Origin of the sequence: Dysgonomonas termitidis, assembly GCF_042654545.1 — a bacterium.
In the GTDB taxonomy this organism is placed as follows: domain Bacteria; phylum Bacteroidota; class Bacteroidia; order Bacteroidales; family Dysgonomonadaceae; genus Dysgonomonas; species Dysgonomonas termitidis.
This window is the reverse complement of record NZ_JBHSGN010000094.1, coordinates 64,966-88,125: the sequence shown is the minus strand read 5'-3', so window position 1 is coordinate 88,125 and position 23,160 is coordinate 64,966. Positions and strand designations below refer to the sequence as shown.

Sequence of the window (23,160 nt, the reverse complement as noted above, 5' to 3'; positions counted from 1 at the left end):
TTATTGGATTAGCAGTTTCTTGGTATATTCACCATTGGTTGTGATAGCCTTGATGATATATACTCCTATAGCCGGTACATCCAGATCCGCTACCTGTATTCTCTGGGGTGTAGTAAGGTTCTTCTTTTGGATAAGATTTCCATTCAAATTGAAGACAGTAAATGAAACTACATCCGGTTCTTCAAATTCAATTTCAGCTTTGACCGTCATAGAGCCTTGTATATAGGATAACTTGAGCTTGTCTTCTGTTTTTTCTTGTAGTGTTTCCGGCTGTAGTTGTACAGAATTGGTACCACACGGGTCATTCAGGGTCAGTGTATAGGTCAGCGAAGCCCCGTCGGAGTGGGATATTTTCATATTATCCATCCTTGTCCAGTTATAATCCGCCAGGTTGAAGAAGCCAGTGGCATTGACATTAAGTATTTCGGCAGGGCCGAAACCTGTGTCGATCAGCCCGTAGAATTTCAACAGGTAATCCAGCAAAGAAATACTACCTGTAGCGATTTGTGTACCGTTCTTCTTATATTTTAATCCGCTCATGGTTTTCTCAATTCGGATTACATCTCCTATTGCCAGGGTGGTGACCGGAGAAGTGGCTGCTTTCCCGTTAGTTACGACATAGAGTTTGTCCGCCTGCTTTTTCAGACCGTAATGGATAATATTCTTCGTATTATTTACATCTTCTATAAAAGTGGTATATCCGATCATATAAGTATCGGTGATGTTGGAGATCGTCCACTCGAGTGCTCCTTCAAAAACAGGTAAGCAGTTGGTCGTTTTGGCCCGTGTTGGTTTTATTGCCGGATCGATATTCTCTAAATTAAAGCCTCCGGCTTCCGATATTTTCAATTCGTAATTTCCTCCCTTAAGCCCGGTCAGATGGATAGTATAGCTGTTTTCCCGGCCTGATTTTACAACTTGCCCTGTTGCCAGATCGGTCAGGGTATAGATGAAAGCGCGGATTCCCTGTTTAATCTGAACGGTGATTTCTCCATTGGACTGGTTACAGGCCGGATCGGTAATTACAATTTCTCCTGCCAGGCCGGATTCGCGATAGGCGAAAGTAAACACATCACCTGTGTTTAGGAACACATTGTTGAAGATCGCCTTTTGACGTGAGATGTCAATATCATCCACCTCAATCATATCTACCGTATTCAAATCAAAATTACCCGTTCCGGTATGGTCTATCAACAGGAAACTGCGCCCTTTGTCATTATCCTTGAATTCAGAAGCACGGTTCGAAGAATAAGACAACTCGATACGATTTCCTGTATCGACAAAACCTCCGTGACGGATATCGACCTGCGAGTCAAAAGTGCCGTTGGTAAGGCAGACGGCCCCGTAGAACTGTTTGTTTATATCTTGTGGGGTAATAGTTATTTCACTAGCCGGGATTCGTTGCCCGTCAATCCTTAGACAGATGCTGCTGTCGTCTTTCTCCAGTTCCAGTGTAGAGTAAAAGATAAGGGTATAGATGGATGTCTCGCTGACTACTCCCGATACAATAGGATAGACTTTACTACCGCTTATATAATAGCCGTAATCGTGGCTGCCAGGAGAGAGAAGGGTTTGATTATTCCCTAACTTGATATACAGGTTTCCGGAGAGGGATATACCGGAAACGCCTAAATAACCTTTTGTATCAACCAATGGCTTTTGTGTAAAGGCTGTTCCCTGAGAATTGCCTGAAGAGGGTTTCCGTAAAGTGGTTACAAAACCTTTGACAGTAGAACTCAGGTCCGTTACCTGCCATTCAAGTTGCTTGTCGGCCTGATTAGTGGCTGTTATATTTGTCCTGACAAGCCATTTGCGACTCATGATTTTCATACCCAGGACCCCTTCTATTTCTTTTAATTTGACTGAAGCGTTATTATCTCCCCAGAATATATACTCCCCATCTTTGGTTTTATTGGCAAACTGCCTGCCCACAACCAGCAAACGGGAGGCTGAACTCCGGTAATTGGGATTACCCAGGTGATAATAGTCGTTCAGGTCGCTATAATTAGGGAGTTCCTCAAAACTGGTGCCCGATTCCCTTTGATAGAGTCCGCTTGCATTATCACGGTAAATAGCCGTAATGCGGTTATTATAAGTAGGTTCAGCATCGTAATCCCAGAGTAGCTGTCCGTTGCTGCCTATAAATGATACCGGAAGCGACAATCCGTATTTTATAGCCAGGTAACTGTCTACCTGCCTTCTTTCCAGAGGAGCCAGCAAACGGTTATAAGCGATCAGCTCGGGTATATATCCGGTAAAGGCACGGTTCTCGCTGCTGCTCAATGAGAATCGGGAATTATTGTTGACATTATTTGAACTGTAGATTGAGCCAAATGTTAATACGGCCTTATCCCTTTCACCCCATAAACCTGTTGAAGGCGGTACACTGCGGTAATATGCGGCAATACGTAAGGATTTCTCGTGGAAAACATTCAGGCTGCCTTCAGGATCGTTAGATGAATACATCAGGTCCATACCCTGGCTTTCCCCAAAATCGAACTTACTTTTTCCACTTTCGATACTGGGGATAATTTTGTTGGTAGTTACAAAAACACCTTGTCCCGGCCGGCCGTTGAGCCCGTAAAGCAACATCTCCTTATCAAAGTTTGCATTGGGTGCGAAGACACCGATAATTGTTGCCTGAGACAGGTTGGTGCGTTTAAGTTGTACTTCCCGGCTTTTTGCATCAAGGAGTTTGTTCAGGCTCAAAGCAGGATTACCATTGTAGTGGCGCACGGAAGAATTAGTAAATTCGTCTCCGTAGGACGCACCCCGGGAATCATAAACGTTCAGGTGCAGGGAATCACCGCTGAAATCCTGCCAGCGGTAATTACCATTCAGGTCTGTTCCTGCCGGCTTGGTACGAAACCAAAGCTCAGGGCTGCCGACTCCTCCGGGGGACTGCGCAAGCAGGCTTCCGGAGCATATCGCCAAAATTAATAATAGGGTAATTTGTTTCCTCATAAGGTAACAGATATTTGAATTGAAAAAAAAGATAATTAATATGGTTGTTTATATTATTAACCGGTGTCATATTCCTATCTATAAGTCTATAAATTATTCTGTGCTGGTTGGGAAAAATATAAGTTGAGTAATTTTGTCTGTAATATGTTAATGAATCATTTTTTATTAATGCATAGAAAATTTATAATTATTTATATTCCATAATATTTATACATATATATATTTTTAATCATTATTATTTTTAATATTATAAATTACAATATATTAATATATATAGTTAGTATAATTTTAAATTCAATTTAATACATTCTTTATCATTTATTTATATAAACTTATTGTTATATATTATATGCATTCATTTAAAGTAAATTTATAAATTAAAATACTATACATATATTCAAATGTAAATGTATGTATTAATATTATAATTATATGCAAATAAATACTAAAATTTATCTGATAATTTTTTATTGGTAGATTCGGCTTTTTAATAGACATCATAAAGCATAAGCCAAAAGACTTATGACTATCAGTTATTTACAAATAAACATCTCTTCTTCAGATTACTAAAAGAAACATTCACATATAGCTGATATTCATTTAAATAAATCCTTATTGGATATAAACTCTAATGAAAAATTCCAGAATATTGTAGCCTATGTCAGATTTTCCGTCTCTTTTGTTTTTTCCTTCGTTTAAGTTTTTTCCTAAAGACTTCCTCTTCGGGATCATAGCCGGAATTATCCAGATAGAATGTTCCAAAAATTTCATCTACCGAAACCGGGATTCTTTGAGTTGTAGAGAATTGGGATTCTTCACCGTTGGCAGGTTGCTCAGTTTCCTTAGAATTGAGGGCATACAGACCGAACAACTTATCGAAAGCGTTGGCCGAAAATCCTTTTCCCAGTCTGGAACCATTAAACACCATCCGGTGTGTATGATCTATAAATGTTACGCCGTAAATACGTCCTTCCTCATTCTTCCGGAAAAGGACGTCAATATTGTTGTTTTTTAAAATAGATTTAAATTTGGTATCATTTCCAGCATGCTTCATTGCATCTGTGATGATTTTTTTAGAAATTCCATTTACATACAGTTTTTTGTCTTTAACCAGTTCTGAGGTCCTCTTTATCTTTTTCATTAATGCTTCATAACCGGCTATTTTACCAATGGCTGATGATTTAATAGGATTTCCGACAGGAGTTCCGTCTTCTGTGGCAGCACAATATATGAGCCCATTATAATAATTACCGCTCTCCTCTCCTCTTACATGTTTTACATGTATATTGAAAAAAGACAATAAAGCGTTGAACTCTCCAAAGGATTGATAGTGGTAATCCTCGATCAGGCTTTTTACGTTATTACTTATCTGCCTTTTAATGTCACCCCTTATATAATCAACTTTTTTAAGATATAATGTGTTGTCTTCACTCTTTTCATTAGATAATTGCTTTAACTTGTACTTTATTTCCAAGTCCCGGCAAATCTTCATCGAACGTATCTTTTCCATACGGTCGTTTAGCTTCACTCCATCTTCATTGATTCTCAGTGAAACAATATGAATGTGCTTTCGGTCAATATCTGTATGGAGGTAAACAATATAGGGTTGATCGCCATAACCCAACTGCCTCATATAATCGTCCGATATTCTGGCTAATTTATATTCATCCAACACATCTTCCAGGCTCGGATTTAGAGATACATGCATCACCGGCTTCTTTGTACGTTTGTTTGCCTGAAGGTAAGGTTCGAATGATTGTAAAGTTTTATTGAACAGGGCCTCCTGGCTTTCGTCTCTGGGGACTATCATTTTATGGGTATGAATCACCTTGGCTTCACCTGCATCCACCTTATTTTGGTTGTAAGAAACGGCTCCATAAATAGAAGATCCGGAAGTTATTTTTGCTATCATTGAATCGTAGTTTTTCCAGTTGAAGAGTATCGAAAAGAATAATTTCATTCTTTTTTAGCCAAATATTTTTTTTCAAATTCATCTGTTAAAGCGAACAGTTGTTTTGTTATAGAAATCAGTTCGATAGTAGTTTTCTCCAGTCTGTAGAGCATTGCCAAGCCCCTTTTCTCACCAAAATTCGATTTAATGGCTTTCACTAACTGGTTATAATTATTGCCGACAGCCTGGTATTGGGTATAAAAAGTGGTCAATCTCATGTAATAATCCATCGTGGATTTATCAACTTTCACAACTTTCATTTCACGGTTCAACATGACAGAAATGATAAACAATGACAGATTTTTTTGTTCAGATTCCCTGAACATCCGCATCAGTCTCTCATAATCGGAGGAGTTCATCCTGAAATTAACCTTATGTATTGCCGGGTCTTTGGCTGTTTTCCGTCCCATAACTGATTATATTTAGTTTATCAAACACTTCACAAAACAATGTTATGATTTCCGACTTTGGAGGAAATCATCCCCCATCCAGCAGGTGGGGGCAAGTTCTGTTTTTGTATGGCAAATTATATTTGTCGTACAAAAACACAACTTGCTAATTGCACGGGCAATTGAATCTACTTTACAGTAGATTGGGCTACTTCGTAGATTTAGCGTTATTTCCTTAAGTGAGGAATGTTGATTTTTCATATAGCATTTTATTATTTTACCAATAGTAAGATTTCTAAGTATATTAATGTTTCCTTTTATACTGGCACAGCACAAAGTTACTATCATATAACACTAAATACAAGACTGTTACATACGACAAATCATGACAGAATGCGACAAATTACGACACAAAGATCAAAGTGGATTAATATTCATTCATTTTGCAGATAATTAGATTAGGGAATGATTGGATGATCAACTAAACCCGTAGTTGGATTATTGGGTAATTTGGTAATCAGGTTATTGGATTTTACGGTAAAAGGATAATTAAATCATTTAGTTATAAAATTACAAGGTCATTAGATTATTCAACCATTATGTAATTATGTAATTCTCTAATTAATCAATCAGATTATTAGATAATCTAATTAAAGAATAATCTGATAATTAGAAAACCTATTCATCAGACAATCTGTAAATTGATTAACCAGATTATTAAATAAATAAAGAATCTGATTACCGATTATTCTAATGATTAGGTAATTAAATAAATTGGTTACAAAATTATTATACCATTAGTTTACAGTAATTTAATATATTAATTTAAACTTTTCACCAATGAATAAAGAAACATTGTACATTGCTATCAGCAATCAAAAAGGAGGGGTCGGGAAATCAGCTTTGACAACAATTATGGCCAGCTACCTGCATTACAATAATATGAAGAATGTGGCAATCATAGATTGTGACTACCCGCAACATTCAATTTTCCGTATGAGGAATAGTGATATTGAAACGATAAACAGCAATCCTGAGCTGCAGGTGGCATTGGAAAGGCAATTAGAGGTAACTAACCGGAAAGCCTATAAAATAATTAATGCGATTCCGGACAAGGCTTTGACATATGCACAGGAGATTATTGACTCCAGCGCTGAAAATATAGATCTGATCCTGTTTGATTTACCGGGAACGGTTGACAGCAGCGGGATTCTGAATGTTATATTTAATATGGATTACATATTTGTGCCTATTATTGCAGATAAGAGGGTTTTGCAGAGTAGTCTTACCTTTATAATGTCTGTTACAGAATATAAGAGAGCCTCTACCCTACCCCTGAGGTTAAAAGACATTATAATGTTTTGGAATAAAGTTGACAAAAGAGAAAGCACCGAGTTATATGATTTCTTTAATAAACTCATGCTCGCAGAAAATTACAGATTGCTAAAGACACAGCTTCCGGATACGAAGAAATACAATAAAGAGCTTGCCTTAGACAGGAATATCGTATTCAGGTCCACCTTTTTTCCTCCTGACAAGAAATTATTAAAATACAGTAATCTGGAAGAGTTCGTTTCTGAAATAAGTAAAATCATAAATTTATAATTATGGGAAAGAGAGAAGTCGTCAATGTTGACGAAGATATTATAAAGAAAATGATTGCAGGGGATATACCGACCCATTCGTTCGATCAGTTAAGCCAGCAGGATTCCAGCCTAAAAAAAGAGACTGTAAAAGAAACTGATGCTGACATGAAAGAAGAAAATATCCCAAAAGTCAATCGCAGAAAAAAGACAAAAAATGACTATCAGAATGTATTTCTTGTCCGGCAACCGAATATGAGCCATAGACAAACCTCCATCATACTGGGAGAAGATGTTTATACCTCAATTCAGAAAATACTAAAGGTCACTGATGGCATCAGTCTCGCCAATTTTGTTAACAATGTATTAAGGCAGCATTTTATTGAATATAAAGATGAAATCATGGAATTAAGACGCAATTTTATGTCTGACCTGTTTGAAAATGAATAATATGAAAACATTTAGTTTGTATATTGTATTTGTAATATATACTATAATCCATGTTTTGTGCAGATGGATATTACTTATCATAAAGTATATTTTCAGATTTTTCTTGTATATAAGCCTGTATATGGTAAAAATCCGGCAAAAAGTATTTATTAATCAATCGGCCGGAGTCAACATGATTAACAAAGAAAATGTGAAAATTACCTCAAGAGTGGAACCGAATGAAATACCTGTAAACAATAAAGCGATTGTTGGTGAATCCAAAACCGGATTCATAAAAGAATTGCCTGTCTTAAGGCAAAGACAGGAGCCTTCCATCCTACCTTTTAAAAGTGAGCAATTACAAATAATAGTTGAAGAGGATGACGAATATCATGAACCTGATATTGTTGATTTTGAAGTGGAAAAACCTTCGGATTTTTATAAAGATGATCTGGATGACTTCGACGAAGATTATGGCAATGATTTTGAAGATTCTACGATTTCAACCGGTGTCAGTTTCGAAGAGTTATCCAGGACAATTGAAGTTTTAAAGAAAGATGAACAGACTGATATTGAAAAAGAAAATACCGTGAATGTATTAAATCAGATAGAAGGTACTGAACTCTTTAATTTTATAACAATTAATAATTCCGTTTATAATCATGCTAAAATATTGATGAATCCTATCAACAATAATCTGACATCTTCTGAGACATTTGACATAAGGAAATTTATTAACTAATTCTTTCAGTAAAAACATTTAATAATACAAGGGGAGAATCAAATTTCTCCTCCTTTTCATAAACCAAGCATATTGCATGATATTTTAATATAAAGCCGTAGATATCAGAGCATTTTTTTTACTCATCCTATTCAATACTACTAAAATTGCCCCAATAAGCCAAAAGATAAACATACCAGGCTCACCGACCATAACTAGCGGACGGTGAGCCTGTCAAATTACAACTATTCAAAAACTGCAATAATTATGATAAACAGAAATTATCAATCAACGGAAAAAATATTATTAATCAACTTCTATTTAAACTTCAATATTCTTTTCAGAACTGGAATGTCTGATATAAGAATTTGCCCGATACCTTTGATATTAGGGTTAAAATCAGGAAAGGAAGAATCATGGAAAGCGGGCTTATATCCGGGAAATTCCATCTCAATTTTGTACATGTCTTTATTCTTTCCCCTATTTATAGATGAAGAAGGATAAACTTTGGTTATATGGCCTTCCAGGCGATCATCAATGTAAGGGGTTGTTGAGGTAAGTATAAAACCTACCGGTTGCCCGCTATCAATCCGGGCAATATCATCTTCTGTAACATAAGCTGTTCCATATATAGATTTTATGGAATCCGGAATGATGGTATAAATATGATCCTCTTTCCTGAGAAAATCACCGTGAGATGTATCAAATAAGACTTTCCCATCGAAACTGGCATAGAAGCTTATAACTGAATCTACACTTGTTTGGATATAACATACCTGTTGTCCTTGTCTTACATGGATCGTTGGTGTAGTCATAAATACATTCCCGTCTTCCGGCATGGTTATACTCTGGTAACCGGGACGACAGAACAATTCCACTTCAACCCTCTTATATTCCCTGTATGGCAAGAAATAAGCGGCAATCATCAATGAGATTAGGATAATGGAAATTACAAAAATCCCTATCCTTAGAAGTAAAGGAGGCACTTTTCCTACGATATTGCGGACTTTCCCACTGCGCAATTCGATGTCCTTGTTTCTGTCTTTCGCTTTATCTGTGTCCATATTTAAATTGTTCTCCGTCATAATTCAATTTCCCAGTTCTAGTTGGTTCTTTACCAGATGATAATACTTTCCTCTCAAATTAGTCAGTTCTTCATGAGTTCCCCTTTCCACAATTTCACCATTATCCAGAACGACAATCTGATCTGCATTCTTAACTGTACTAAGTCTATGGGCTACAACTACGACTGTTTTTCCTCTATAGAACTCATTCAGGTTATCAAGTATAACTTTCTCATTATTGGCGTCTAACGCATTGGTAGCTTCATCCAGAAATATAAACTGAGGATTTTTATAAACGGCACGGGCTATCAAGATGCGTTGCCTTTGTCCCTGGCTTATTCCCTGACCTTCTTGTCCAACGATTGTATTATAGGCTAACGGTAAACTGGAAACAAAATCATCTATGTTTGCTATCTGTGCGGCTTCCCTTAATCTTTTTGTGTCTATCTCATCTTCTGAAACTGCTATGTTCTTAGCAATTGATTCTGAAAAAATATAACCGTCTTGCATTACTGCTCCGCATTGTGTACGCCACCATGTCAGGTTGAATTCATTCAAAGGCTTGTTGCCTACATCTATTATTCCTTCTACCGGAGAATAATTGCCCAACAGCAGTTTTATTAGAGTAGTCTTACCGCTTCCACTAGCTCCGACAATAGCTGTTACCTTCCCTTCTGGTATTGTCAGGTTGATATTATTCAGGACTTTCTTTGAATAAGGCCCTTCATATTGGAAGACAAGATCTTTTATCTCTATGTCTTTTAGGATATCTGGCTGTAGGCTTTTTATGTTTTTGTCTTTGTTTTCCTCATCGTCTTTATTATGGATCTCGCTCATCCTTTCAAGGCTGATACTTACATCCTGCCACTGGTAGATAAAGTTCATTATTTGCTCAACCGGAGAATTAAGCTGCCCGATAATATATTGTACCGAGAGCATCATACCGAGCGTTAATTCCCCATGGATGACTGCGGTTGCCGCCAATATGGTTATCAACAGGTTCTTCACTTCATTGATACAGACACTTCCGGCTTCCTGTGTCTGCTGCAGGGACAAAGCCTGCGTATTCACACCGAACAGGTCGGCTTGCGTATCTTCCCATTCCCAGCGTTTGCGCTGCTCGCATCCCTGCAATTTGATTTCCTGCATACCATTGATCAGTTGGTATGTTTTACTCCGGTTTATGGCTTGCTGTTCAAAAGTTTTATAATCCAGTATTTTTCTTTTTTTCAGGAAGAATAGTATCCAGACGCCGTACAGGATGCTACCCAAAAGGAATACGAGGAATATCTTCAGATTATAAATAAACAACACAATACCGAAAACGACAAAACTGAATAATGAGAACAAAAGGTTTAAGGATTGGGCCGTCAGAAAACGCTCTATCCGGCTATGGTCTTCTATGCGCTGTAACAAGTCTCCAAGCAGTTTCGTATCGAAAAACTTCATAGGAAGTTTCATCAGTTTGATGAAAAAGTCAGATATAAGAGATATATTGATGCGGGTACTGATATGAAGCAGAATACGTCGGCGAATAAAGTCAATGCTTGTACGCCCGATAATAAGCATTAGTTGCGCCAGAAGGATAAGCCAGATAAAACTGATGTCTTTATTCCCGATACCAATATCGACTATAGCTTGTGTCAGGAATGGGAAGATGAGTTGCAGTAAACTGCCAACCAGAAGTCCGATAATGAGTTGTCCGAAGAATTTTCTGTAGCGGTTGAAATAGGAGGAAAGGAATTTCAGCTTTCCGCTTGCTTTTGCTGGCTTTTCCCCTTTTTGCTTATAAAACTGTTCTGTTGGCTCCAAAAGTAAGGCTACCCCTTTTTCTTCCCCATTTGTTTTTGTGCTTATCCAGTGTTCACTAAACTCCTTCTCATTATATTCTAGAAGTCCTTTGCCGGGATCGGCAAAATAAAAGACGGTGTCTTTTCGTTTTTTCTCTACTCTATATAAAACGACAAAATGGTCTTGATTCCAATGAAGGATGCAGGGGAATATAACTCTATTCTTTAGTTGCTCAATATTAAAACGGCCTCCAGAGGTTTTAAACCCAATTTGTTCAGCAGCCTTACTTACGCTTAGAAGAGAAACACCGTCCCTTACCGTAAAAGTTATATCTCTTAAATAATCCAGACACTGTTCTTTTCCATAATATAAAGATATCATTTTAAGGCAAGTAGGGCCACAATCCATTGAGTCAGACTGTATATAAATTGGGAATCTTTTCATAACCTATTCTGTTCTTCTTTATTTCCACTTACTGATTTATATTTTGATTTTCCTAATTGATAACTTATTCCTAATCTTATATATGAATAATCGCCGTCCCACACATTAAAATTATTTCCGTATAAAACAGATCTTTGTTTTGAAATATAAGTTCTGAATATATCATTGTATGATAGATTTACAGTCATTGTTTTTGCAAGAAATGATTTTTTTAACGAACCATATAAGTTCCAATTCTTCTTATTTTGTATAGTCCCGGAACTACCTCCTCCATTATAATCCAAAGCTAATTCCATCTCTACATCGTAAGGTAAAGAGATAGAATTGTTAAGATTGATAAACCAACTAATTTTATCATTATATTTAGAAGTATTGTTAGCTGCATATTTATAAAAATCCTGCCATCCTGTGCCAAAAAAAGAGAAACTCCACCACTTAGTGACATTTTTATTATAAGTTACAGAGAATGTATATGTATGTGTATTCTTTCCATTTTCAAACCTGACATTCGTTATATGTGGAGAAAGCTCATCCTGATAAGCCATGAAATAAAAAGGATTAACTAAATAGCTATATCCCAGTCTTATATTCAATGATTGAAATGGATTTATTGAAAATTGGAATGAATGTATTTTTGTCGATTTTAAATTTGGATTTCCTATACGGTTCATTAGTGAATCAACTATCAAACTTGGATCTAAGGCGGAAAGTGAGGGACGACTAATTCTATTCGAGTATGCTAATCCAATATATGAATCATTATTGTAATTGTATCTGATTAACGCACTAGGGAAAAAGTCGAAATGTGTAGTATCAATGAATAACATATCACCTTTTAAACCTTTTCTGTAATTATTTTCCCCCCTTATACCCAATCTCATATTAACCTTTGGGCTAATATCTGCACTAAAATTTATATAGCCTGCAACATTTTTCTCTTTAGAATCATATGCTTGTATAATATTTGTACTTCCAGATTGATTATTTGTATTTTTTGAATCAATAACATAATATTTTATTCCTGTATCCATTAACCATTTTTTTGATATCTTTTTCTGATAGTCTGCTTTTATCGAAAAAATTGTTGACTTTCCTTTATTAAAATTGGTATTGTAGTACGGAGATTCATTATCTAATAAATTATAATATACCTGATTACTTCTATCGCTATAGATTGTATAATCAGTTATTATATTTAATGATTGACCAAGCGTATCTATATCAACATTATAATATATCGTATTATTAATTTGTCGGTTGTTTCCTTCAGTTACAGAGTATGTAATAAAGTCATTCAATGATTGATTTGAATTTGTTGTAAATTGATTTTTGTTGAAACTATCGTTTCTATAATATCCATCCAATTGGTAACCTATTTTCTGTCTATCTGAAATATTAAAGTCAGTAGAGAATCTATACTGATGACGGTTTGATTTTGAAAATCCTTTAGCAAATGAAGATATGGTATTGTTTTTTCCGGCTGATCTATAATTATCTTCAAATGTTCTTGAAGTATTGTCATAATATCCATAATAGGAGTTTACAATCATTTTTTTATAACTTATTTGCCCTTCGGTATATATATCACCACTTAATCTTCGAGCTTGTATTAAGTCTCCTCCTGCTCGATAATAATAAAGGTCTGATCTTTTTTTGGTATTAATAATAACAACAGCATGCCCATCAGCGTCATATGCAGAAGATGGATTATCAATTACTTCGATTGACTTTACATCTCTTGGGTTTATCATTTCTATCTCTTGCAATGATTTTGTCATTTTCCCATTGATATAATATACAGGCGTTCCTTTTCCGGCTACACTTATGCCATCTCTATTTCTAATTAGTCCCGGTGTTTTTTGTAACATTTCGAGACCATTTAAAGCATCGCTAAGAATACTGCCCGTTACATTGACGACCATTCTGTCAGCCTTATTTATAATCGTCGGTATTTTTGAAACAATTTCTATTTCTTTTAAAACTATCTCATCTAACATAATTTCACCAATATCAATATTATCGTTAAGACTGGATAGGGAAATATTTTTATAAGCATTTTTATATCCTAAACTTGATATTCTAACAATTATTGATTCTTCCAATTTCTTAATAACCAATTCAAACTTATCAGAGTCATAAAAACTTGCACCAGATATTAGTGTTGAATCTTTTTCATTAAATATATCGACTATAAAATAATCCAGTTTATAATCAGACTTTGCCTTAACTATTCCAGATATTGTTTGATTTTGAGCACAAATACTTTCTGATATTAAGAAAATAAAAATATTTAATATACTTAATATTATATATTTATACACTTTGTGAGATTTTACGTTTTTCATAATGAGATTCTAATAGTATTTCTAAATTCTCCTTACGGCTTGAGCATAGATTATAATTAGTCCCATTTTTAATGTTCTCTAATCTTAACCATTCACAGCCACCACTACATATTGGGAAAATATTACAATTTTGACAACTAATGTCATCAAACATTGTGGGTCCAGCTAGATATTGGGATAATACATTTTTATTAGGTATCATTTCTTTATCAAGAAATCCTACAACTTTATCTTTTACACCTATATCGTTCCAACATTTATATAACTCTCCTTTAGGTCCGACTACATAATAATTTAAATTTGTCGCACCACATCCTCCAATATGTAATTGAGAATAAAAATTCACAGGGATATTGTAATTCTTATATAAATCTATATAAAACTGTACCTGTGAGTTTGTCGATATCATATCACAACTAGTACAACCGTCGCTAAAGTCTTGGACAAATGCAGGGTATATACCAATATTATTATCTTTCCATCTTTCTCTAACCATATTATTTAATGCAGTATATCTGGATTTATTTGTTTCGTCAAGATTTACCCGTATAGATACAAAAGTATCCGGGTTATATTTCTTAAAAATGTCAATATTATGGATAATTTTATCAAATGTTCCCTTTCCATTAGATAAAACCCGTCTGCTATCATGGGACTTTTTATCTCCATCTAATGTGATTTGTATATAATTGAGGTTATAATCCTTGAAAAAAGCTGAATTTTCTTCATTTAAAAGATAACCATTCGTTATCATTCCATGTCTTCGTATTGGTATATTTTCATCTTTGATTTGTTTTAGTATTCTTTTTATAGACTTTATACCAAGTAATGGTTCTCCACCATACCAAGTAATATCAACTTCATCTATATTTTTATGTTTCTTTATAAAACTCACCAAATCCGTCTCTATTTTTTCATCCATAAATATTGGAAGTCTATTATGTTCATAACAATAAGGACAAGCAAAATTACAATAAGTAGTAGGCGCTATTGCCAAGCCCAATGTTTTATTAGTAAAACTTCGAAAATAATACATCAATCGCTTCTCATAAAAAAAATTATTATCATTTTCTGATGTTACAATTTTTGCCATTACTAATTGTTTTATCAAGTCATTCTCTAAATTATTGATGTACTTATTGTCTAATTTAACTCTTTCTAGCGTATTATATAACTCTTCGGTCAGTTCTGCAAATGAGTTTGTTTCGGCATTAAAGAGAAGGAATCCGTATTTAGAAGATTTAAACAGATAATTATATTTTGAGTAATACATAATGGAAATTGTTTATTAGTTAAACATATAAGGATGATGCTTTGCATCATCCTTATTTTCTTTTAGCAAATTGCTAGTTGATCTTCTGCGGCACTAGCACGTGCATTACAAGAACTTCCTGTACAATGAACACCACAAGCTTTGTCTTCAGCTTTATAACCTCCACGGATTTGTTCCATATCAAACTGGTTAAGTTCCTCAGGATTTTCAATGAAATTAATTGAATTTTTCATTTTATTTTTCAATTTAAATATACCTACTCTATTCAAAGATATAGAATATCCTCAAGGCTTTTCGACATCCGCCTTTCCTTGTCGCGCAACAATTATATTTTTATTGTATTACAAATTTCACTTCAAGATATGGATTTAAGTAAATTATATACTTCCCAATATTTAAGCTAAAATTATAACTGTTTTCATTTAAAATATTTTTTTTATTATAGAAAAAGCAACAATAACATACTATACGTATGGTGTTTTTTTTGTAAATATAATAACTAAAAAGAAATAATTCGTTCTTTTTTCAATTATTTATTTAGACTTTACAGAACATTCATATAGAAGAAATAAACTAGTCAGAATTCATTCAATATAAACCGTCATTTTATTCATCTTACAGACGAGATAACATGTAATACTACGACAAATTACGACAGGACGCGACAATACGCGACACCTTTGTATTTCATCATCTTACCTACAATATTTTTGATATCGCAATTCATTTTTGTCTAATTAAAAACTTATTTGCGATGAAAAAAATCATTCTTTTTTATGTAATGCTGTTTATTGTTACGGGTGCTTTTGCCCAGGGTAACGGCATGCAGGGAATCACCGATGCAACCAGTATGGTAACATCTTATTTTGATCCGGCTACTAAGCTAATTTATGCAATCGGAGCTGTGGTCGGGCTTATCGGGGGGGTAAAGGTCTATTCAAAATTTTCGTCAGGAGACCCGGATACTTCCAAAACAGCGGCATCCTGGTTTGGCGCCTGTATCTTCCTGATTGTAGCAGCTACCATCCTGCGTTCATTTTTTCTTTAAGGGTCGCAGACCCTCTTATTAATCTTTTAATAACGAGAAAGAATGGCTGAATACACAATAAATAAAGGGATTGGAAAACCGGCGGAATTTAAGGGTCTTAAAAGTCAATACCTTTTCATATTCGCCGGAGGGCTGTTGTCGGTATTCATTCTGTTTGTAATCATGTATATGATAGGCATCAGCCAGACGGTATGCATCGGTTTCGGAGTGGTAAGTGCAAGTATACTAGTGTGGGGAGTTTTTCACCTCAATGAAAAATATGGAGAACATGGCCTGATGAAAAGAATGGCTCTAAAAAACCATCCTCGCTATATTATCAGCCGTATTGCTTTTATACGAATTTTCAAAAATGCTAAATCTGCTAAATTATGAGAAATACGTTAAAAGCAGCTACCCTGGAGAGTAAGTTCCCGTTGTTATCGGTCGAAAAGGATTGCATCATTTCAAAAGACGCGGACCTGACAGTCGCCTATAAAGTGGATCTCCCCGAATTGTTTTCCGTAACCTCGGCTGAATACGAAGCTATGCATGCGTCCTGGCTCAAAGCAATAAAAGTATTGCCTAACTATTCGATCGTATACAAATAGGACTGGTTTATACAGGAGAAATACCAACCGGAAATACAAAAAGATGGCCTTAGTTTTTTAAGCAGGTCCTTTGAGAGGCATTTCAATGAACGTCCCTTCCTGAACCATACATGTTACCTGTTCCTGACCCAAACTACCAGGGAAAGAATGCGAAGGCAGAGTAATTTCAATACCCTCTGCCGTGGGTTTCTCGTACCAAAGGAAATGCAGGATAAGGACACGGCTATAAAGTTTCTGGAAGCGTGCGAACAGTTTGAACGAATCATCAATGACGGCGGATTTATAAAAATGGAACGATTGAGCAAAGAGGACGTAGTAGGGACAGACAATAAACCGGGTATAATAGAAAAATATTTCTCTTTATCTCAGGAAGAAACAACCTGCCTGCAGGATATTGATCTTCAGGCCGCCGAGATGAAGATAGGTGACAAATACCTTAGCCTGTATACACTTTCTGATGTGGATGACCTGCCTTCTGTAATAGAAACCGATATCCGGTATGAGCGTTTGTCTACCGACCGGAGTGACTGTCTGTTATCTTTTGCTGCTCCTGTTGGGGTTCTTTTGACATGCAACCATTTATACAACCAGTATATATTCATTGATGATCCGGAGGAAGACCTGAAAAAATTTGAAAAGAATGCACGCAATATGCATTCCCTGTCCAGGTACAGCAGAAGCAACCAAATAAACCGCGAATGGGTGCGACACGAAGTCGTGTGAGTAACTGTTCGACAAACTGTTACAAGCGAGTAACAGTTTGATTGAACCCGTTGTTTCGCCAACGGTAGCCCAGGGGCAGATGCACCAATAGCAATACAACTGTATCAAGCTGTCCCAGTAAGGTAGCCCTTCCGAAAGGAGCAGTCAGAACCGTGAGGGGAAGGCAATAATCGCAAGTATCATGCGGTTAGGGAGCTTGGCTTGGGTGGTATGGTTAACATAAGTGAATCGTCATTGAAACACCGTAAGGTTGAAGAAGCCAAAAGATACTGATAGGCTTTAGCCCAAAATGGGAAGCAGTCGGCTATTCTTTTCCATTCTAAGAATACGCGAACATAGCACTGTCGGTGTAATAGACGGAACCTAACCCATCCAGTTACTTCATACGGAACGTGGTAAGCCCGTATTTCTCCTGCCTAAAGTAGGTAAGCAACCCGTAAGGGAAGCCGAATGGAATGCGGGTATAGGATTGCGGAAAAAGCGAATGCCATCCTTGTAATGAGGTGGATATGTAGTTGAGTCACGGTTCATGTACTGAACAAGGCAACATCACACAACACGAAAGTGGGCTGACTTCTGCTATAGGTAATTCTTTACAAGAAACTTTTAGAACTTTTTTAAGTAGGAAAGCAAATGAACGAAATTAAAAAATCGTGTGCATCAACTGACCAGCAATGGAATACTTGGGACGACATCAATTGGCTCAAGTGCGAGATTGCGGTTAAAAAGCTACAAGCACGTATTGTAAAGGCTCATAAAGAAAGCCGATATGGTAAGGTGAAAGCCTTGCAGTGGACGCTTACACACTCGTATTATGCCAAAGCTTTGGCTGTAAGACGGGTAACTTCCAATAATGGAAGTGATACGGCAGGCATTGACATGGTCACATGGAAATCACCTGATGCAAAATTGAGTGCGATAGCCGATTTGAAGAGAAAAGGCTATACACCCCAACCTCTCAGACGGGTACATATTAAGAAGAGTAATGGAAAACTAAGACCGTTGGGAATACCAACAATGAAGGACAGGGCAATGCAGGCATTGTACTTAATGGCGTTAGACCCCATAGCAGAAACAACTGGTGACAGCCATTCTTTTGGATTCAGGAAAGAAAGAAGTACAGCAGATGCCATACAGCAATGTTTTATCGACTTATCTAAAACGGTATCTCCGCAATGGATTTTGGAGGGAGACATAAAAGGTTGTTTCGATCATATTAGTCACGAATGGCTATCTAACAATATCCTAATGGATAAAGTAATATTACATAAATGGCTAAAATGTGGCTTTGTCTTCAACAAACAATTGTTTTCCACGGAAGAAGGAACTCCACAAGGGGGAATTATTTCCCCTACTCTTGCAAATATGGCTTTAGATGGACTGGAAAAGCTACTGAAAGATAATTTCAAAATAAACCGTACCAAGAAAAACTATTATACACCAATGATAAATCTGGTACGCTATGCTGATGATTTTATTATTACTGGAATCAGCAAAGAATTACTGGAGAATCAGGTAAAACCATTAGTCGCTGAGTTTCTTAAAGTAAGGGGACTTACCCTATCTGAAGAAAAAACGAAGATTACTCATATAGAAGAAGGGTTTGATTTTCTTGGGTTTAATATCAGAAAGTATAAAGGTAAGTTTATTACTAAACCATCAAAGAAAAGTCGAAAGAGATTTTTAGACAAAGTTCGTGAGATTGTGGATAAGAACAAATCTATCAAACAGCAATCCTTGATAAGATTATTAAATCCTGTCATAAAAGGATGGGCGAACTATTATAAGGGGTGTTCTGCGACAGAAACATTTCAAAAAGCAGACACACAAATATTCCACAAATTATGGCGGTGGTCGAATAGAAGACATCCCAAGAAAGGTAAACGATGGGTAGCAAACAAATATTATCACACGGTACGTGGTAGAAGTTGGACTTTTGCGGTAGCCTTGAAAAGTGAAGATGGAAATAAGTTCCATACACTAACAAGACTAACGAACACAAAGATAAAACGTCATGTCAAAATCCGTAGTGAAGCCAACCCTTATGATGCCGATTGGAAGGACTACTTCGAAAAACATAAGACCAGAAGGATGCTCTCTCATTTGGATGACAGGCAATTCATATACCGCTTGTGGGAGAAACAAATGCAGTGCTGCCCTGTATGTGGAAAACACATCACAAGGGAAACACCTTGGAGAATCGTGGATATTCCACTGAAATCCAAGAAGGTGAAAATCTTAGTTCATGACAATTGCAGACGTATCACAGACAGAAATAAATGGAATCTATTATGAGCCGGTTTTATAATAAAAACTTAGAATTGCTTGAGCCGTATGAGGGGAAACTCTCATGTACGGTTCTTAGAGGGGAAAGCTCCCGTAAGGGAGCCGACCTACTCGACATCGAGGAATACCTCAATGAAGCCCATAGCTATGGATTGACCTCTGTGCGTTGTCATTGCAATGTCATATCATGGAGCGACGACAGTGACGAGCTTAAACGGATCAAGAATGATGTCGGTTCAGGACTGGCTTTGATGGAATGTAAACCCCGTCATAACACAGTTGACCTGCCTGCCCTTTTTTGGGCAGGTATACCGGGCAATCAGGCGGATTTCCCTTCGGAAGAAAGTTTCTATACATTTCTGGATCATGCCCTGTGTTTTTTTACAGAAGAAACGAATTATAAGAGTTCGTTATCTCCGTTCGGCATAAAGATGGTAGACCGGATAACCGGTAAGCCCCTGCATCTGGATATTTCGGATCTGCCGATGAAGAAAGGGATCATCACTAACCGCAACAAGTTTATACTGGGGCCTTCGGGAAGTGGGAAGTCATTTTTTACCAATCATATGGTACGCCAGTACTACGAACAGGGTACACATGTATTGTTAGTCGATACGGGTAACTCTTATTTGGGACTATGCAATCTGATAAATAATAAGACAGATGGAAAAGACGGAGTTTATTTTACGTATACCGAAGAAAATCCGATTGCTTTCAATCCTTTTTATACGGACGACGGAGTCTTTGATATAGAGAAGCGGGAATCTATTAAAACACTGATACTGACTTTATGGAAACGGGATGACGAATCACCTACAAGGGCGGAGGAAGTGGCTTTATCGAACGCGGTAAACCTGTATCTGGAAAAAATCCGGTCGGACAAAACCATTGTCCCTTCTTTTAACACATTCTATGAATTTATATGGGATGACTATATAAAAATCCTGGAGGAGAAGAAAACACGGGAAAAGGATTTTGATGTCTATAATTTCCTGAATGTACTGGAGCCTTATTACCGGGGAGGGGAATACGACTACCTGCTGAATTCTGAAAAGCAACTCGACTTACTTAATAAACGATTCATTGTCTTTGAGTTAGATAATATAAAAGGTGCGCCCGTCAAGGCTGCATAAGAAATGTCCTTTGGCAAGGACTAGGTAAGTGTTCTTTGAAAAACCTATCATCACTCGGCTTATCTGAAAGGGAAATTAACCGGACAGGGAGTGTAGCATGCCGAGAAAGCCATAAGTCAGCCAGTTATCAGGTTGCGACTGAATGGGGTGATGAAAAGACAGTTATGAGGATAAAATCTGTATTGATTGAACGATAATCCAAGCGGTATTATGTTGTACCTGCGACGTTAAGATAACTATACTCGTCGTACTGTGGTTCACTTTTTCCAGTCCTTGAGGAGGGAGTGCAAGGAACTAATCACAGCGCAACTACAATATGTAGTAAAGGATGAAAGTCGTATCCGACACTCTGTCGCGCCAGAGACTATGTATAGTCTCACAGTTCTTTATGTATGCAAACGGGGATTACCTATACCAGAATGCCAGTTGTAAGGCTATGGGGTCTGCCCCTGAATATCTGGAGTGGTAACGGAGCTTCCGTAGTAGTCCGAGCAGGATAACGACCTGCACATGGCGAAGGGAGGCAGCTAAAAGTAGTTTTAATACAATTAACGAAAAATGTGAGAGACATTATGAGAAATTCAGAAAGAGTATTAAACAGTCTTGCGAAACACAGCAAGCATTCAGCCTACAAATACGAAAGGCTCTATCGTGCTTTGTTCAATGAAGAGATGTATTATGTTGCCTATCAACGCATCTATGCAAAACCAGGCAATATGACACCAGGTTCGGACAATAAAACTGTTGACGGAATGAATCTGGATCGAATTGCAAAACTGATACAATCGTTGAAAGACGAAAGTTATCAGCCTCAACCCTCAAAAAGAACGTACATACCAAAGAAAAACGGGAAAGTACGTCCGTTAGGAATACCAGCTTTTGATGATAAGCTAGTGCAAGAGGTAATAAGAATGATTCTTGAAGCTATTTACGAAGGACAATTTTCAAATTGTTCTTATGGCTTTAGACCCAAACAAAGTTGCCACACCGCATTGGCTCAAATTCAAAAGTCTTTTAATGGGGCAAAATGGTTCGTGGAAGGAGATATAAAAGGATTTTTCGACAATATTAGTCACGATGTAATGATTGATATTTTGAAAGAACGCATTTCCGATGAACGATTCATTCGCCTGATAAGAAAATTTCTAAATGCAGGTTATATCGAAGATTGGCAATTCCATAAAACCCAAAGTGGAACTCCACAAGGTGGTATCATTAGTCCAATATTGGCTAACATCTATTTGGATAAACTGGATAAGTATATAATGGAATATATCCGAAAATTCGATAAAGGGGAAAACCGCAAAGCAAATAAGGAGCGTATTCAATATGAGTATGGAAAGAGGCTTGCTGTAGCGAAACTAAAAAGTGTAACTGACAAAGATGAAAGAAAAATCATCATCAAACAGATTAAAGCTTTTGACAAGGAAAGATCCTTAATCTCATGTGGAGACGAAATGGATGGCGATTACAGACGGATGAAATATGTGAGGTATGCAGATGATTTTCTGATTGGAATAATCGGGAGTAAAGAAGACGCAACAAGAATCAAAGAGGATATAAAGAATTTTCTTCAATCCAAACTGAAACTTGAACTGTCTGATGAAAAAACCTTGATTACTCACTCTGAGAAATCTGCCAAATTCCTCGGATATGAAATCTATGTCCGCAAATCCAATCTGACCAAAAGGAACAAAGCTGGTCGTCTTATGAGAGCCTTTAATAAAAAGGTATATCTAAAATTGACTACGGATGTGATGAAAAAGAAATTGCTCGAATATGGTGCGTTGGAAATCAAAACTCACAATGGTAAAGAGCAATGGAAACCCAGAGCGCGTGTTCAATTTATAAATAACGATGACCTTGAAATTTTGGACAGGTATAACTCTGAAATCAGAGGTCTCTACAATTATTATTCAATAGCTAATAACGTTTCGGTGATGAATGCCTTTAAGTACATTATGGAATACAGTATGTACAAAACTTTTGCCTGTAAATATCGGACATCTGTTGTAAAGATTGCCCGTAAGTACAAACAAAACAAAGTATTTACTGTACACTTTAAGAATAAGAAAGGGCAAAACAAAATCAGAGTCTTTTACAACGAAGGTTTCAAACGAAAGAACCCAATTCATCATTCATGGGTAGATAATCTCATATCGCCATTTAGCACAAGTACAACTAGTTTGGTTGATAGGCTAAAAGCGAATGTATGTGAGTTATGCGGAGCAACAGATAGAAAATTACATATGCATCATGTAAGAAAGCTCAAAGGTTTAGATAATAAGAAACCTTGGGAAAAACACATGATTGCAAGACGTCGAAAAACTATCTCGCTTTGTACAAGCTGCCATAAATTGACTGACATTGGAAAGAAAGACTGATACTTTGGCGGAGAGCCGTATACGCTGGAAGGTGTACGTACGGTT

16 protein-coding genes and 2 pseudogenes are annotated in these 23,160 nt (G+C 36.6%); 10 read left to right on the top strand and 8 right to left on the bottom strand.

From position 1 onward, the window contains the following. From ACFO6W_RS16340 to mobA, 3 genes are all read right to left on the bottom strand, one after another. On the bottom strand, positions 1-2,964 hold the full coding sequence (locus tag ACFO6W_RS16340; protein WP_379998356.1) for a T9SS type A sorting domain-containing protein: 2,964 nt from the start codon (positions 2,962-2,964) through the stop codon (positions 1-3). A gap of 661 nt (positions 2,965-3,625) precedes the next feature. Then, on the bottom strand, positions 3,626-4,924 hold the full coding sequence (gene mobB / locus ACFO6W_RS16335) for a conjugal transfer protein MobB (protein ID WP_379998354.1): 1,299 nt from the start codon (positions 4,922-4,924) through the stop codon (positions 3,626-3,628). Continuing rightward, positions 4,921-5,325: a conjugal transfer protein MobA gene (gene mobA, locus ACFO6W_RS16330; RefSeq protein ID WP_379998352.1), complete on the bottom strand. Its 405-nt coding sequence runs from the start codon at positions 5,323-5,325 to the stop codon at positions 4,921-4,923. Before mobA ends, mobB begins: the two co-directional genes overlap by 4 nt. A gap of 819 nt (positions 5,326-6,144) precedes the next feature. On the opposite strand from mobA, the gene ACFO6W_RS16325 reads away from it, so the two are divergent. The 3 genes from ACFO6W_RS16325 (at position 6,145) to ACFO6W_RS16315 (ending at position 8,058) form a co-directional block, all read left to right on the top strand. Next, on the top strand, positions 6,145-6,909 hold the full coding sequence (locus ACFO6W_RS16325) for a ParA family protein (protein WP_379998350.1): 765 nt from the start codon (positions 6,145-6,147) through the stop codon (positions 6,907-6,909). A 2-nt stretch (positions 6,910-6,911) separates the two neighbouring features. Then, positions 6,912-7,337 (top strand): DUF3408 domain-containing protein, encoded by a 426-nt coding sequence (locus tag ACFO6W_RS16320; RefSeq protein ID WP_379998348.1) that lies wholly within the window; start codon positions 6,912-6,914, stop codon positions 7,335-7,337. 121 nt (positions 7,338-7,458) lie between these two features. Further along, entirely contained in the window at positions 7,459-8,058 is a 600-nt protein-coding gene (locus ACFO6W_RS16315) for a hypothetical protein (RefSeq protein WP_379998347.1), read from the top strand. A 296-nt stretch (positions 8,059-8,354) separates the two neighbouring features. Here the strand turns inward: ACFO6W_RS16315 and ACFO6W_RS16310 are convergent, their stop codons facing one another. The 5 genes from ACFO6W_RS16310 to ACFO6W_RS16290 form a co-directional block, all read right to left on the bottom strand. Next, positions 8,355-9,101 carry an HlyD family secretion protein gene (locus ACFO6W_RS16310; protein WP_379998345.1) on the bottom strand — a complete coding sequence of 249 codons (747 nt, stop codon included), beginning with the start codon at positions 9,099-9,101 and terminating at the stop codon, positions 8,355-8,357. Between the two features lie 24 nt (positions 9,102-9,125). Continuing rightward, entirely contained in the window at positions 9,126-11,336 is a 2,211-nt protein-coding gene (locus tag ACFO6W_RS16305) for a peptidase domain-containing ABC transporter (protein WP_379998343.1), read from the bottom strand. Further along, positions 11,333-13,681: an outer membrane beta-barrel protein gene (locus tag ACFO6W_RS16300; RefSeq protein ID WP_379998341.1), complete on the bottom strand. Its 2,349-nt coding sequence runs from the start codon at positions 13,679-13,681 to the stop codon at positions 11,333-11,335. The genes ACFO6W_RS16305 and ACFO6W_RS16300 overlap by 4 nt, the downstream gene beginning before the upstream one ends. Beyond that, positions 13,650-14,954 carry a radical SAM protein gene (locus ACFO6W_RS16295; RefSeq protein ID WP_379998339.1) on the bottom strand — a complete coding sequence of 435 codons (1,305 nt, stop codon included), beginning with the start codon at positions 14,952-14,954 and terminating at the stop codon, positions 13,650-13,652. Before ACFO6W_RS16295 ends, ACFO6W_RS16300 begins: the two co-directional genes overlap by 32 nt. Positions 14,955-15,016: 62 nt before the next feature. After that, positions 15,017-15,187: a hypothetical protein gene (locus tag ACFO6W_RS16290; RefSeq protein ID WP_379998337.1), complete on the bottom strand. Its 171-nt coding sequence runs from the start codon at positions 15,185-15,187 to the stop codon at positions 15,017-15,019. A gap of 521 nt (positions 15,188-15,708) precedes the next feature. On the opposite strand from ACFO6W_RS16290, the gene ACFO6W_RS16285 reads away from it, so the two are divergent. The 7 genes and pseudogenes from ACFO6W_RS16285 (at position 15,709) to ltrA (ACFO6W_RS16255) (ending at position 23,115) form a co-directional block, all read left to right on the top strand. Continuing rightward, complete coding sequence (locus ACFO6W_RS16285) at positions 15,709-16,002, top strand: DUF4134 domain-containing protein (protein WP_379998335.1); 294 nt, start codon at positions 15,709-15,711, stop codon at positions 16,000-16,002. Between the two features lie 42 nt (positions 16,003-16,044). Beyond that, positions 16,045-16,374, top strand: a complete 330-nt coding sequence (locus ACFO6W_RS16280; RefSeq protein WP_379998333.1) for a DUF4133 domain-containing protein — start codon at positions 16,045-16,047, stop codon at positions 16,372-16,374. Then, positions 16,371-17,294, top strand: a pseudogene (locus ACFO6W_RS16275) (TraG family conjugative transposon ATPase); the annotation flags it as partial. The gene ACFO6W_RS16280 and the pseudogene ACFO6W_RS16275, both read left to right, overlap by 4 nt. Positions 17,295-17,945: 651 nt before the next feature. Further along, complete coding sequence (gene ltrA, locus ACFO6W_RS16270) at positions 17,946-19,607, top strand: group II intron reverse transcriptase/maturase (protein ID WP_379998331.1); 1,662 nt, start codon at positions 17,946-17,948, stop codon at positions 19,605-19,607. 107 nt (positions 19,608-19,714) lie between these two features. Beyond that, positions 19,715-20,707, top strand: a pseudogene (locus tag ACFO6W_RS16265) (TraG family conjugative transposon ATPase); the annotation flags it as partial. Positions 20,708-21,059: 352 nt separating this feature from the next. Continuing rightward, complete coding sequence (locus ACFO6W_RS16260; protein WP_379998329.1) at positions 21,060-21,200, top strand: hypothetical protein; 141 nt, start codon at positions 21,060-21,062, stop codon at positions 21,198-21,200. 103 nt (positions 21,201-21,303) lie between these two features. Next, positions 21,304-23,115 carry a group II intron reverse transcriptase/maturase gene (gene ltrA, locus ACFO6W_RS16255; protein WP_379998327.1) on the top strand — a complete coding sequence of 604 codons (1,812 nt, stop codon included), beginning with the start codon at positions 21,304-21,306 and terminating at the stop codon, positions 23,113-23,115. Positions 23,116-23,160: the final 45 nt, after the last annotated feature.